Below are 13170 nucleotides of genomic sequence, written 5' to 3' on the forward strand. Positions count from 1 at the left end.
GGTGACCCCGCGTGGTTGTCCATTCGACCAGCAAGGAGCGGGCCATGACAAGCGCAGCTGACGTCAACGCTTGCATACCGGCTGGGCCCTCGGTAAAAGTGGGCATCTGCTTGGACTTTCCCATCGTCGACGTCCGCCAGTCGTTTCTGGACGCGATCAGGCTGGCGTTCGACGAGGCGACGGCTGCCGGCGTCATCGACCGCCCGGCGCGGCTGATCGTCACCGAGGCAGAAGGATTGCCGCGCGGCGACGCCTACGATGTGGTGCGCGGCTGGCAAGAACTGGTCGACACCGGCTGCGTGGGCATCATCGGCCCCATGATCAGCGACAACTCCCTCGCCGTCAAAGAGCATCTCGCTGGCGCGCCGCGCAAGGTGCCCACTTTGACGTGGAGCGGGACCGACCGCCAGTACGACGAGTACATGTTCGGGTTCGGCAACGGATCATTGCCCGAGGAGCCGTACCTGATCGCCGAAGCCATCGCTGAGCGCGGCCTCCGCACTGTCGGCGTCGTCTACGAACGGGCCGCACCCGGGTATGAATACATTGAGTTTTTCGCCGACGCGGCCCGCCGCGAAAGCCTGGAAATCGTGCACAGCGAAGGCGTGGGGCAGGCCGTCCGTGACCTCACCCTCACCGTGGCCAACGTGATGTCACGTAAGCCGGATGCACTGGCTTACTTCGGGTTTGGGCTGCCCGCCATCGAGATGAACGCCGCGCTGGCAGCTGCAGGATGGGATCCACCGAGGTTCATGTGCGCCGCGTTCATCAACTGTTATCTGACGCCAGAGATAATGCGGGCGCTGCGGGGCTGGATTGGTGTCGACCAGTACGACGAGCACAACCCGGTGGCGCAGGCGATGCTGTCCCGCTTTGCCGCCCGGTTCGGCTACCGCCGGGAGAACTGCGTGCTGACGCTTGCCTTCGACTGCGCTCAGGCGTTGGCACACGGTATCGGCCACGCCGAGGCGCTCACACCGCTGGGGGTGATGCGGGGGCTGGAAAAGGTGAAAGCGTTACCGGCCGCTACCGGCGGCCCGGGCACGCGAATATCGCTGGGCAGGTGGAATCGTCGCGCCTGGCATGGGGTGGACTACATCGTGCTGCGTGAGATCAACGAGGAGGCAACGGGCACCCGCCTGGTCGGCCGGTTTCGATGCTGAGCCGCGGTACGTCGACATCGTGGCTCCGTTGCGGCGTTAACACCAATACCTCGTGGCTCACGCCATGGTGAGGCCGCCGCTGACCGACAGTGTCTGCCCGGTGATGTAGGCCGCGCCGTCGCCGGCGAAAAACACCACGGCGGGGGCGACGTCGTCGGGGGTGCCGATGCGCTTCATCGGCACCGCTTTTGCCAACGCGTCATACATGGATTGGCTGCGCTCGGCGATCTGATTGAGCAGCGCGGTGTCTGTGGGGCCGGGACACACCGTGTTGACGGTGATCCCCTTGGTGGCGGTTTCGCGGGCCAGCGCCTTACCGAACGCGATCACCGCACCCTTCGTACCCGAGTAGACGACCTCCCCGGACGATCCGACGCGCCCGGCGTCGGAACCGATATTGACGATGCGACCGTAGCGGCGCTCGATCATCCCGTCGAGCACCGCGCGGGTGACGATGACCGCACCCAAATAGTTGACCGAAACCACCTTTTTCCAGGTGTCCTCGCCCGATTCGACGAACGGTTCGATCTTGTCGATGCCGGCGTTGTTCACCAAGATGTCCACCGGTCCCTGCTGGGCTTCGACGGCCGCCACGACATCGGCGACACCGGCGCTGTCGGTCACGTCCATCGCGTAGCCGGCGATCCCTGCGTTGCGCGCCTCGCCAAGTTCTGCGGCCAGCCGCTCGGCTGCCTCGCCGTTGATGTCGCACGCCGCCACGTTCGCGCCGGCTCGCGCCAAATGCCGACAGATCGCTGCGCCGATCCCGCCCGCGGCGCCGGTCACCAGTGCGGTGCGCCCGTCAATTGTCATGTCGCTCACCGCTGCTCAGCTCGGCAGTGGGGGCGGCTCGATCGGCGTGGCCGGATCCCACGGCGCGAACCGCGGCGGTCGCTTCTCCAGGAAACTGCTGATGCCTTCGTTGAAGTCACGATGGTGGCGCAGGACTCCCATCCAATACCGCAGGGCCAGTATGCGCGCCTCCTCATGCGAACTTTCCTGCGCCGCATACACCTGCCGTTTGATGACGCCCATCGCCAGCGGCGAGGAATTCTGAGCCAGGTTGGCGGCGTAGTCGAGCGTCTTGGCCATCAGCTCGTCGGGTTCGTACACCCGGTCGACGATGCCGAGTTCGAGTGCTTCGGGCGCCATCACGACCCGGGCGGAGAACAACAGGTCCAGTGCTTTCGATGCGCCGACAACGCGCGGCAGCGACCAGGCCAGCCCGTGCTCGGCCATAATCCCGCGCTGCGCGAACGATGTGGTGAGCTTGGCTGTCGATGAGGCGAATCGCAAGTCGCAGTTCATCGCTGCGACGAGTCCGATGCCGGCGCAGGCGCCGTTGATGGCCGCGATGATCGGTTTCGGAATGGAGCGCGGCAAGGTGAACGGTGTGCGCAGATGAGGCTCGGTGGTCGTGCCGTTGCGCGCGTTCTCGGCCAGCACGGCGGCATCCATGCCGGGGCAGAAGCTGCGGCCTGCACCGGTTACCACAATTACGCGCACCGCCGGATCGTCCCCGCACTCGTGCAGCAGACGGAAATACTCGTTTTCCATCGGCACCGTCCAGGCGTTGTTGCGCTCGGGCCGGTTCCAGGTCAACACCGCGACGCCGTCGGTGACGCCACGTGTCACCAGTTGCTGCTCAGTGGTTGCTGTCATGTCCTTCCTTCCACAGTCAAGCCCGTCACGCCCCAATCCCGTAGCACCGCTTCAGTATCCGCGCCACGCGGCGGCGGGGGTGTCGGTGTCGCGGCGGGAGTCTTGCTGAAACGCGGTGCCGGAGCTGGCTGTAGGGTCCCGGCCAGCTCGATGAATGCCGATCGGGCCAGCGCATGGGGGTGCCGGGGTGCCTCGTCGAGGCTCAGTACGGGAGACACGCAGGCGTCGCTGCCGTCGAAAACGGCGGCCCATTCGTCGCGGGAGCGGGTCCGGAACACCTCGGCCAGCCGCCGTTTGCCTTCTGGCCATAGCGCTGGATCATCGCGGTCGGGCAGCGTATCCGCTTCTATGCCAAGGCGTTTGACGAACTCGTCCCAGAACGGTTTTTCCAGCGCGCCGACGGCGATGAACCGGCCGTCCGCGCATTCATACACCTCGTAGAAGGGTGCCCCGCTGTCGGAGACATTCGAGCCCGGTTCGCCGGGCCAGCGGCCCTGCGCGCGCATCCCGATCGTCGTTGCCAACTGCAGCGCCGCCCCGTCCACCATCGCCGCGTCGATCACCTGGCCCTGGCCGCTGCGCCCGGCATGAACCAGCGCCGCCGCGATCCCGAACGCAAGCAGCATCCCGCCTCCACCCATGTCGCCCACCACGTTGAGCGGTGCCAGCGGGCGTTCGCCGGTTCGCCGAAAGTTGTCCAGCGCCCCGGCCACCGCGATGTAGTTGATGTCGTGCCCGGCGGTGTTGGCCAGCGGACCGCTTTGGCCCCAGCCCGTCATGCGCGCATACACCAGGCGGGGATTGCGCGCCAGGCAATCGTCGGGCCCGACGCCGAGCCGTTCGGCAGCCCCGGGCCGAAAGCCCTCGACGAGCACGTCGGCGCGCTCGACGAGCGCCAACACGGTGTCACGCCCTGCCGGCGACTTGAGATCCACCGCGATGGAGCGCCGCCCGCGATGAGGCACATATTTCTGGGGGTCGGCGTCTGCCCGGCCCGCGCCGTCGATCGTCGAGGTACCGCCGGCTCGCTCGACGCGAACCACCTCGGCACCCAGGTCGGCTAACAGCATGCAACCAAACGGTGCCGGGCCCAGGCCGGCCAGTTCCACGACCCGGATCCCTTGCAAAGGCCCCATTCAGCGCTGCACTTCCTGGTAGTCGGCGCCACGAATCAGTCGGACCGGGGTGAAAACCAACACTTCTTCATCAAGCTGGTTACGCACGCTGACTGTTGCGGTGACAACACCTCGTCCGGGCTTGCTCGACGCGCGAGATTCCGTGGTGGTGACGATGGCGTGCAGAGTGTCCCCGACATACACCGGCTTTTTCACCGACAGTTCCATGCTCATGAACGCCAGGCCGGTGCCGTTGAGCACGTTGGTTTGGATGACGAGGCCTTCGGCGATGCAGTAGACCATCGCCCCGGGCACCAGCCGGCCCGAATATCCGCCGGCGGCGGCATGCGAGGCGTCGAAGAACAAGGCTTCGTTGAAGCCGCCCCAGGTGATGAACTGGATCAGGTCCGCTTCGGTGACCGTTCGTTTCGCGGTCCGAAAACTGCTGCCCGGTGTCATTTCCTCCCAGGTCTTGCCCCGGGCCAGGGGCTCGACTTCTGAGCTGCGCAAGTAGCGGTCGGCGGCGGTCACGGGCAGGTCCTTTCACGGTCAGACAGGTAGTCGATTGCGGGCATCCACAATTCGGGGTCGTGCTCGTAGGGTGCGTAGAAGTTGAAGCGGTCGACGATGTCGCCGTAGCGCTTGGCAATCGCGGGGCCGAGGCGCTCAGGTTCGGCGAGGATCGCAAACGCCGCGACGATGTCGTCGTCGATCAACGCCCCCATCCGGGTCCAGCGGTCGGGACTGTCACTGCGCGACAGTGCGGTGAATTCGTGGCCGAGGTCGCCCCACCCGTGCAGTTCGAGTACCGGGTAGTAGGAGGGGGTGCTGGCATAGAAGGCGATCTGTTGCTTGACCGCGGCGATGGCGCGGGCCATCTCTTCGTCGGTGCGACCGCAGATGACCAGACCGGACAGGCTGATTGAGAAGGTTTCCGCGCTTCGGCCCGATGTGGCGAGTCCACGCTGTAGCGCGGGCAGTGTGCGCTCCCGCAGGTATCGGGCCGTGGTGAACGGGTGCGGCATGAGGCCGTCGCAGACTGTGCCGGCAACTTCGGTCATGTGCTCGCCCACCGCGGCGAGATAGACGGCCGGCGCCCCGAACGGTGAGGGGGGTGGCGCGAAGAAAGGAGTCATCAGCGTGTGGCTGTAGAAATCGCCGCGAAAGTGCAGCCGCTCACCATTGGCCCACGACGCCCAGATAGCGCGCATCGCCTCGATGAATTCGCGCATCCGTGCGGCCGGGCGGCTCCAGGGCATGCCGAACCTGCGCTCGATGTGCGGTCGGACCTGGCTGCCCAGACCCAGTAAAAACCTTCCTTCACTGAGCGTTTGAAGGTCGTATGCGGTGTAGGCCAGCGACATGGGATTGCGGGCGAACGCCACCGCGATCGCGGTTCCCAGCTGCAATGTGGAGGTGGCCTGTGCAGCGGCGACCAACGGCAGAAACGGATCGTGAGCCGACTCCGCGCTCCACAGGCCGTCATAGCCGCCGGCTTCGGCCTCTCGGCTGCGCTCGGCGAACCCACTCAGCGACTGCTTGTTTTTTTTTTATCATTTCTGGTTGTCGTAGATCTTCACCGCCGTATAGTATAATCAGTTAGATATATATGCCAAGTGGCGGTGGCGCCCCTGCTGAGCCGGTAGGCTTGATCGTCTTAATGTTTTAGTCGATTGCGGGTGCCATGAGTGCCGATCTTGTTGTGGACATTGCCGATCAGCGTCTTCACGTGCCGAAGATGGCCGAAGTCATCGTCGAGCGGCTCAGACGACAGATCATCCGAGGCCAACTCGCCGAAGGAGAGGCGCTTCCCTCCGAACAAGAGCTGCAGGCCCGCTTCGGGGTTTCCCGGCCCACCCTGCGCGAGGCGTTTCGGATATTGGAGGCCGAATCGCTGATCACAATCAGACGCGGAGCCCACGGCGGGGCGCTGGTACGGGTGCCCAACACCGATGTAGCCGCGCGATACGCCGCATTCATCCTCGAGTACCGCGGCACGACTCTGGCCGATCTGTATGAGGCTCGGATGGTGATGGAGCCTGCCGCGGTGGGGTTGTTGGCAGCCAAGCGCACCGAGCACGACATCGCCCGGCTACGACGGGCTTTGGCTGACCATGACGCCCTGGTTGACCAACCGGCAGCCTCGATTCGCACCCACACCGGGTTTCACGCCATGCTCATCGAGCTCACCGGCAACCAGACGCTGCAGGTGCTGGCGGCGATGATTCAGCGCATCATCGACAAGGCGAACTGGAAGCATGTCGAATCCGACGCCGGCAGCGCGGCGCATGCCGAGGCGAGCCGCCGCGGCTTGAGGGCCCACCATCGAGTTGTCGAGCTGATCGAAGCCGCCGACGAGGCGGGGTCCACTGAGTTGTGGCGCAAACACCTGATAGAAGCCCGCGATTATCTGCTGCGCGCCGATGTGAAGACGGTGCTTGACCTGGTGGGTTGACCGGCCCGCCGGGCGGGTCAGCGCTGTGAGCACCAGTCGATGCGCCTAGGCTTGCCGGATAGGGCCTGCAAGCAAATACTGAGCTGAAGGGACGCGCCGCCAGTGCCATTAGACGCATCTGCGGTCAGGGTGCCCAAGGCGGGCGAGCTCGTCGCGGCGGAGCTTCGGCGCAAAATCGTGACCGGCGAGCTCGAGGTGGGCGAGCCGCTACCCAGCGAGGCCGCGCTCATGGCGCAATTCGGAGTGTCTCGGCCGACGTTGCGGGAAGCCTTCCGCATCCTGGAATCAGAGCAGCTGATCCGAGTGCTGCGCGGTGCTCGCGGCGGTGCACGGGTATTGAAGCCGGATCCAGCGGTGGCGGCACGCTACACGGGTGTGCTGCTGCAGTCGCTGGGGACCCCACTGCTTGACGTCTACCGTGCGCGCGCGACTCTTGAGGAATCGGCAATCGGGATGGCGGCCGGCCGGCGCCTTGCGAGCAACGTCAAGCACATGGAGCGGTTGCTCGCCGAAGGAGGGCGACTGGTCGATGATCCGCCGGCCTACGCCGAACACGACGTAACATTTCACCGGGGCGTGATCGAGCTGGCCGACAGCACCACACTGAAAGTGTTGGCCGACATGCTGTTCCACATCATCGGTGCGCACAATCGGGCGTTCATCGACGCCCATCCCGAAGGGTACGAGGTGCCGGCGAACCGGACAGCTCAGCGCGCTCACGCGAAGCTCGTCAGGCTGCTCGCCGCGGGGGAGCTTGAAGCCGCGCAGCATCACTGGCGTCGCCACCTCGACGGGGTGGAAAAGTACATGGTCGGCGATTCCAAACAGAGCATTGTCGATGTGCTGGCCGCGCCAAGCTTTGGCTAGTCGAACGATGCGCTGCGCGCGTTGATCGCCGCTGCTCGCTAAGCCATTTACCGCTCGCCCTCTCTCGGGCGGCCTGGTAGGCAGTCGGCTGGTCAACGCACGGCGCAACCCCGGCGTCGGGACCGTGTTTGCCGGGCGCAGCGACCGGTGGACACCCGTCAACATTACAGTGTAAGGTAGGGTCGACGGGCTGAAGACGTACGAGGAGAAGACGCGAATGGCACTGGCAGATCCGGTCACCAAAACCACAGACACCGCGCAACGCAAAATCTGGGCGCACTCCGGTGACTCCCATGTCATGGAGCCGGAGGACCTGTGGACCACCCGGTTGCCCAAGCGGCTGGCGGACCGGGCGCCCAGGACCGAACGCGGGGAAAAATACGAGATCGCCTACGTCGACGGCCAGCAGATCGATCGTCAGCTCAACGACTTCATGGACGCGATGCGCCCGCCGGGGTTCAAGGATTTGAGCATACGGCTTCAAGACTTGGACCAGGAAGGTGTCTGGTGCCAGCTGGCGTTTCCCTCGTCGGGGTTCTGGACGGTATACATCACCGATCCCGAACTGGCCCGGGCGGTGGCGCGGGCATGGAATGAATGGGCCGCCGACGATTTCATGGCGAACCAGGACCGGATTTTCACTCCCGCGATCGTGCCGCTTGCTGACGTGGGCGACGCGGTCGCGGAGGTGGAATGGGCCGCGCAGCACGGTTTTCAGGCGATATTTTTGCCCACCGGCGTGCCGGACGAGAAGGCATGGGGATTGGAGATGTGGGAGCCGTTGTGGGCGGCGGCCGAGGCGGCGAACATGGTGCTGGCCTACCACATCGGCACGGGGGGCCAAAACGTCGTGTACCGCGGGCCGGGCGGCGCCATCGTCAACTACATGGAGACCACCTATCCCGGCATGCGGGTGGTGTCTCACCTCGTGGCCGGTGGCGCCCTGGACCGTCACCCCGGCTTGAAGCTGCTGATCGCCGAAGGCGGCGCTGGCTGGGTGCCCGCTCTCGGTGACCGGTTGGACGAGGCCTACCGCCAGCACGGCATGTTCGTGCGACCCCGGTTGAGTCGGCTGCCCAGTGAGATTATGCGCCAACAGGTTTACGCATCCTTCCAGCACGACGTCAGTGCGGTGCAGATCATCGAGGACACCCAGTACTACAACGTGATGTGGGGCGATGACTACCCGCACTTGGAAGGCACCTATGGCCATACCCAGGAGACGCTGCATCAGCTGTTCGATAACGTCGACCCCCGCATCGCCGAGCGGGTGCTGCGGGGAACATTCGAAGAGCTGTTCACAGTTCCGCCGATGAGTGACGACAAGCGCGAAAGCCTTTCCGCCGCAGTACGGTGATGCTGGCGATCGCCGATGACAACCGTGTGCGGGTCCTGACGCTCAACCGCCCCGAGGTACTCAACGCGTTCAACGAAGCACTCTACGACGCCACTACCGAGGCGTTGCTAGCGGCGGCCGACGATCCGGAAGTGGCGGTCGTGTGCTCACCGGAAATGGGCGCGCATTCAGTGCTGGACAGGATTTGAAAGAAATGCAAGCCCGCATCACAGACCCACACTTCAGGACGGGCCGGCATAGCTTCATGGGTCTCGTCGAATCGTTGAGCGGCTTTTCTAAGCCGCTGATTTGCGCCGTCAACGGAGTCGGGCTGGGGTTTGGTGCAACGATCCTCGGCTACGCCGATCTTGTGTTCATGTCATCGACCGCGCGCCTGAGGTATCCGTTCACCAGTCTTGGCGTCTCACCGGAGGCCGGATCGTCATACCTGTTGCCGCAGTTGGTGGGACGACAAAACGCCGCGTGGCTGCTGATGTCCTCGGCATGGGTCGACGCGGGCGAAGCTTTGCGCATGGGTCTGGTGTGGAAGGTCTGCGAACCCGCGCAGCTGATGGTCGAGACGCGCCGATATGCCGATGTGTTGGCGTCTCGGCCGATCCAGAGCCTCGTCGCAGTCAAACGCACAATGACCGCACCGATGCAACCTGCAATCGTGGCGGCCAGCGCGCGGGAGAATGCGTGCTTCGAACGGTTGATGGGCGCTGAAGCTAATGCGGCTGCCCTCGCGGCATTCTTCGATCACACGCCAGCAGGCGTCCCTGACGCTGCAAAAGGGTTGGGCTGCCGAATCGGCTAAGACATCACGCTTGTTGCTGCAGCAAAGCTCACTATTCCCATCGTGATGAAGAACGCTCGTCGAGCGGTGGACGCCGACGCGGCCGCACACTGATCTGACGCACCACCGCTGCGCGAGTGCCACCCGGACGTCGATGGATCTATTCCGCTGGGATGGTCGGCGGTGCAACGCCATTAGTTTTCGCGCGGAATCGATATGGCGGAGCTGAACGCTCAACACGAGATTTCCACGAGAAGGGCTGGTCGCTACATTGGCGGGGACTAAACTGAGCCGAGCCTGTCACTTCACGTTAAGGGGAAAGCATGACTCTATGCCCCAACCGCACTCGCATCAGCTACCGCGGCGCGTCACGCGCTGCCGTTGCCCTCGTCGGTGCTGCGATGAGTGCAGCCGCGCTGGCGGTAATCCCGCAGGCGCATGCCGTTCCGTCGCCCGACGTGGACTACCTGTACAACGTGACGGTGCGGCGGCAGTACAACTTTCCTAACGGCGACGCCATCGGCTATGGCCACGGGATCTGCGACAAGGTCAGCGCGGGGCAGAGTTTCGCGCAGGTAATGGGGGACGTGAAAAACGACGTGACCCCCAACGACGAGTATGCAGCCAATTACCTGGTTTCCTACGCGGTGAGTCAATACTGCCCGGAGCAGATCTGGCAGCTGCGAAATTCCGCGGCTGGCTACCTACCGCCCCCGGGGACCGAAAGTCCGGTTAGCGGGCTGCAAGGCGACGTAGCCGGCAAGTGATGAGCCGAGACCCGTCAGACCGTCGCCATCAACCATCGGCTGCCTGACAGGCCGTGTCGGGCAGGCATCGACGGTTTCGGGCAGCCGCAGGCCTTAACACGTTCGAGCACGGGCGCCGGGCCAGGGCCAAGCGACGCTGAGTCCAAGCCGGCCAGGTGTTGCATGGGCAGATCGTTAGCTAGAGAACTCCGCGTGCCGCGAGCTGGGCTAACTGCTGGCGGGTGAGGCCCAGCCGCTCGCCGAGCACTTCGGCCGTGTGTTGTCCCAGCAGTGGGGGAGCCGCATACTGCTCGATCGGTGTCGCCGAGAAGCGGAGCGGGTTGCGCACCAAATCCACGGTGCCGGACAGAGGGTGGTCCGCCGTCACTCTCATCTCGCGGTGCATGATCTGTGCGTTGGCGAACACCGCATGCATGTCGTTGACGTAACTGACTGGCACATCAGCTGATTCGAGCTCGCTGACCCAGTAGTCGGCGGTATTGGTGGCGAAGATGCCGTCAAGGATGTCCAGCACCCGCTCACGGTTTTCGATTCTGGCCGACACTGTAGCGAAGTCAGGGTGGTCGCCAAGTTCGGGCCGGCCAAGCACCTTGACCAGCGATGTCCACTGGCGCGCGGTGGAGGCCACCACGAAAATCTGTGCGCCGTCGGCGCACGCGAACGCTTGCGACGGGATCCCGCCGAACCCGCCGTTTCCGCGCCGCGGCTGGCACACACCTGAGATGAGATAGTTCTGCGCGTAGTGCGATAGCGCCGCGACACCGCATTCCAGCAGCGACACGTCGATGTACTGGCCTTCCCCGCTGTAGCTTTCGCGATGGTGCAGCGCTGCCAGGATCGCGCTGGTCGTGTACAGGCTGGTCAGGATGTCCACCATTGAGACGCCGACCTTCATCGGCCCGGCACCCGGCTCGCCGTCGGGTATACCTGAGACGCTCATCATCCCCGACATGGCCTGGAAGATGCCGTCGTACCCGGGCCGTGACGCCAACGGACCGTCTTGGCCGAAGCCTGTCACCGAGCAGTAGATCAACCGCGGGTTCAGTGCCCGCAATGACTGGTAGTCCAGTCCGTATTTGGCCAGAACGCCGGGCCGGAAGTTTTCGATGAAAACATCGGATGTGGACGCGAGCCGGCGCAGGATGTCGGCGCCCTCCGGTGTGGAGTGGTCGACGGTGATCGAACGCTTGTTGCGGTTGCAGCTGAGGTAAAAACCCGCCTCGCCGCTGTCGCGTCCGTCGGCGCAGCGCAAAAATGGCGGCCCATAACTGCGTGCGTCATCGCCGACTCCGGGCCGTTCGACCTTCACGACGTCGGCGCCGAAGTCACCGAGCATCTGAGAAGCCAACGGCGCAGCCAGGATTCGACTCAGGTCCAGCACCCGGATGCCGCGTAACGAGGAGTCCATCACGCCTACTTCTTGTCGGACGAGGCGAGTTTATGGCGCAGAACCTTGCCGGCGGCGTTGCGCGGCAACGAGTCCCAAAACGTCCATTGCGCGGGCACCTTGAATCCGGCCAGCCGTTCCCGGCAATAGGCGCGCAGTTCGTCGATACTCGGGGGTGATGCGGGGTCGGCGGCCACGATGCAGGCGCGGATGGTTTCGCCGAGCCGTTGATCGGGCACCCCGACCACGGCGGCCTCGAGCACCCCGGGATGGCTTTCCAGGATCTGTTCCACCTCGACCGGGAACACATTCTCACCGCCGCGAATGATCTTGTCGCCTTGCCGCCCAACAAGATAGAGGTAGCCGTCGACCAGCCGGCCCAGGTCGCCGGTGTGCTGCCAGCCGTCGGCGTCGGTGAGAAACGAATGGCTGCACCGCGCCCACACTTCACCGACACCGTCTGGGCCCGGATCATGAATGCGCAGTTCCACGCCCGGCGCCGGGCGTCCGACCGATTTGAGCAGCTGTTCTTGACCATTCAGCGCCGCAAGGTGGTCTTGGGGGTTCAGCACCGTGAGCGGGCTGCCCTCGGTCTGGCCGAACAGCTCCACGAGCGCAACCTCAGGCATCGCGCGGTGGACGCGCCGCATGGTGTCCGGATGCATTGGCGACCCCCCATAGCAGAGCAGCTGCAGGCTGGGCAGCCTCAACGCGTCTGCGTCCAGCAGTGTTTCGATCACCGAGGGCACGGTGACGGTGTGTGTCGGTGCAACGGCCGCCAGATCCCGCCAGGCGGAAACGCTGAACGACGGGTACATCACGATCGCGGCCTGGTTGGCAAGCGCCACGGCGATGTTGCCGAGGCCGGCGACGTGATGGAAGAGACCGGCGATGGCAAGTCGCGCGCCCGGCGTGAGTCGGAGCAACGCGCCGTTGACTTCGGCGCGCCGCGCGAGCGCCGCTTCGCTTACCGGTACTTGTTTGGGCGCGCCGGTTGTGCCCGAGGTGTGCATCATGAAGGCGACACCCGCCTCCCCGCGCAGGCCGGGTGGACCAGCGCCCGGTGCGAGATCCTCCAGGATCGCCACCCGTCGGCCCGTCTTGGCCGCGAGCGCGCCGGCCTTGTCGGCCCACTGCGGTTCGGTCAACAGCAGCCCACCGTCGAGGCGCTTTAGGCAGCTCAACAGTTCCCGTTCGGTCATGCGCGGGCCCAGTGGTGCCAGCGGGCGTCGCGACCATGCGCCGGCCAGCAGCATTGCCACCGAAGCCGGCCGGGTGCTCAGCAACGCCGCCACATACCGGCCGGGAGCTGCCTGGTGGGCGTCGAGCAGATCGTTCGCACCGGCCGCCATGGCCAGCAACGTGGCGGCCGTCCATGTGCGACCATCGGGCGAGGAGATGATCGCCGGGGCTTGCGGGTCGCCAAGCAGCGCCTCGAGCACCCGCTGCGACCATGTGGGGTGACCTTGCACAATTAGTAGGATAATTAATCGGTTTGACTGAGGAAAAGGGAGGCAGGGTGCGCGCTGGGCTGGTGTTACCGCGCGACCAGCGCCAAGTGCCCTCGATGACGCGATGGGCTGAGGATCAGGGGTTTGACTGGGTGGCGTGCGGCGAGCATC

12 protein-coding genes and 1 pseudogene are annotated in these 13170 nt (G+C 64.9%); 6 read left to right on the forward strand and 7 right to left on the reverse strand.

Translation table 11 applies throughout. From position 1 onward, the window contains the following. The first annotated feature begins 44 nt into the window (after nucleotides 1-44). Nucleotides 45-1163 (forward strand): ABC transporter substrate-binding protein, encoded by a 1119-nt coding sequence (locus ACFE99_RS05145; RefSeq protein WP_375483045.1) that lies wholly within the window; start codon nucleotides 45-47, stop codon nucleotides 1161-1163. Nucleotides 1164-1220: 57 nt separating this feature from the next. On the opposite strand, the gene ACFE99_RS05150 is transcribed toward ACFE99_RS05145, so the two are convergent. Genes ACFE99_RS05150 through ACFE99_RS05170 form a run of 5 tightly spaced genes read right to left on the reverse strand, consistent with a single transcriptional unit; the run spans nucleotide 1221 to nucleotide 5472 of the window. Further along, a complete protein-coding gene (locus tag ACFE99_RS05150) occupies nucleotides 1221-1970 on the reverse strand; it encodes an SDR family NAD(P)-dependent oxidoreductase (RefSeq protein WP_375483063.1) in 750 nt (249 codons plus the stop codon). 21 nt (nucleotides 1971-1991) lie between these two features. Beyond that, nucleotides 1992-2825, reverse strand: coding sequence for an enoyl-CoA hydratase-related protein (locus tag ACFE99_RS05155; protein WP_375483047.1), 834 nt, complete (start codon nucleotides 2823-2825; stop codon nucleotides 1992-1994). Continuing rightward, nucleotides 2822-3961 carry a CaiB/BaiF CoA transferase family protein gene (locus tag ACFE99_RS05160; RefSeq protein WP_375483049.1) on the reverse strand — a complete coding sequence of 380 codons (1140 nt, stop codon included), beginning with the start codon at nucleotides 3959-3961 and terminating at the stop codon, nucleotides 2822-2824. The genes ACFE99_RS05155 and ACFE99_RS05160 overlap by 4 nt, the downstream gene beginning before the upstream one ends. Then, nucleotides 3962-4471 (reverse strand): MaoC family dehydratase, encoded by a 510-nt coding sequence (locus ACFE99_RS05165; protein WP_375483051.1) that lies wholly within the window; start codon nucleotides 4469-4471, stop codon nucleotides 3962-3964. Next, entirely contained in the window at nucleotides 4468-5472 is a 1005-nt protein-coding gene (locus ACFE99_RS05170) for a TIGR03617 family F420-dependent LLM class oxidoreductase (protein ID WP_375483066.1), read from the reverse strand. The genes ACFE99_RS05165 and ACFE99_RS05170 overlap by 4 nt, the downstream gene beginning before the upstream one ends. A 152-nt stretch (nucleotides 5473-5624) precedes the next feature. Here ACFE99_RS05170 and ACFE99_RS05175 point away from each other — a divergent pair, with 152 nt between their 5' ends. The 5 genes and pseudogenes from ACFE99_RS05175 to ACFE99_RS05195 all read left to right on the forward strand — a co-directional run bounded on the left by ACFE99_RS05175 (nucleotide 5625) and on the right by ACFE99_RS05195 (nucleotide 10161). Further along, nucleotides 5625-6395 (forward strand): FadR/GntR family transcriptional regulator, encoded by a 771-nt coding sequence (locus ACFE99_RS05175; RefSeq protein ID WP_375483053.1) that lies wholly within the window; start codon nucleotides 5625-5627, stop codon nucleotides 6393-6395. Between the two features lie 102 nt (nucleotides 6396-6497). Then, entirely contained in the window at nucleotides 6498-7262 is a 765-nt protein-coding gene (locus tag ACFE99_RS05180; protein ID WP_375483055.1) for a FadR/GntR family transcriptional regulator, read from the forward strand. Between the two features lie 217 nt (nucleotides 7263-7479). Further along, the gene (locus ACFE99_RS05185; protein WP_375483057.1) at nucleotides 7480-8619 is read left to right on the forward strand and encodes an amidohydrolase family protein; all 1140 of its coding nucleotides are present in this window, start codon (nucleotides 7480-7482) and stop codon (nucleotides 8617-8619) included. Then, nucleotides 8619-9415 (forward strand): annotated as a pseudogene (locus ACFE99_RS05190) (enoyl-CoA hydratase/isomerase family protein). Before ACFE99_RS05185 ends, ACFE99_RS05190 begins: the two are co-directional and overlap by 1 nt. 380 nt (nucleotides 9416-9795) lie before the next feature. Beyond that, nucleotides 9796-10161, forward strand: coding sequence for a DUF732 domain-containing protein (locus ACFE99_RS05195; RefSeq protein ID WP_375483059.1), 366 nt, complete (start codon nucleotides 9796-9798; stop codon nucleotides 10159-10161). A 178-nt stretch (nucleotides 10162-10339) separates the two neighbouring features. Here the strand turns inward: ACFE99_RS05195 and ACFE99_RS05200 are convergent, their stop codons facing one another. Beyond that, the gene (locus tag ACFE99_RS05200) at nucleotides 10340-11569 is read right to left on the reverse strand and encodes a CaiB/BaiF CoA transferase family protein (protein ID WP_375483068.1); all 1230 of its coding nucleotides are present in this window, start codon (nucleotides 11567-11569) and stop codon (nucleotides 10340-10342) included. Between the two features lie 5 nt (nucleotides 11570-11574). Next, a complete protein-coding gene (locus ACFE99_RS05205; protein ID WP_375483061.1) occupies nucleotides 11575-13020 on the reverse strand; it encodes a class I adenylate-forming enzyme family protein in 1446 nt (481 codons plus the stop codon). Nucleotides 13021-13170: the final 150 nt, after the last annotated feature.

The organism is uncultured Mycobacterium sp. (assembly GCF_964249325.1).
GTDB lineage: Bacteria > Actinomycetota > Actinomycetes > Mycobacteriales > Mycobacteriaceae > Mycobacterium.

Coding starts and splice junctions, on each gene's coding strand:
- ACFE99_RS05145 (WP_375483045.1), top strand. CDS start 45: ATGACAAGCGCAGCTGACGTCAACGCTTGCATACCGGCTGGGCCCTCG.
- ACFE99_RS05195 (WP_375483059.1), top strand. CDS start 9,796: ATGAGTGCAGCCGCGCTGGCGGTAATCCCGCAGGCGCATGCCGTTCCG.
- ACFE99_RS05185 (WP_375483057.1), top strand. CDS start 7,480: ATGGCACTGGCAGATCCGGTCACCAAAACCACAGACACCGCGCAACGC.
- ACFE99_RS05175 (WP_375483053.1), top strand. CDS start 5,625: ATGAGTGCCGATCTTGTTGTGGACATTGCCGATCAGCGTCTTCACGTG.
- ACFE99_RS05200 (WP_375483068.1), bottom strand. CDS start 11,569: ATGGACTCCTCGTTACGCGGCATCCGGGTGCTGGACCTGAGTCGAATC.
- ACFE99_RS05155 (WP_375483047.1), bottom strand. CDS start 2,825: ATGACAGCAACCACTGAGCAGCAACTGGTGACACGTGGCGTCACCGAC.
- ACFE99_RS05160 (WP_375483049.1), bottom strand. CDS start 3,961: ATGGGGCCTTTGCAAGGGATCCGGGTCGTGGAACTGGCCGGCCTGGGC.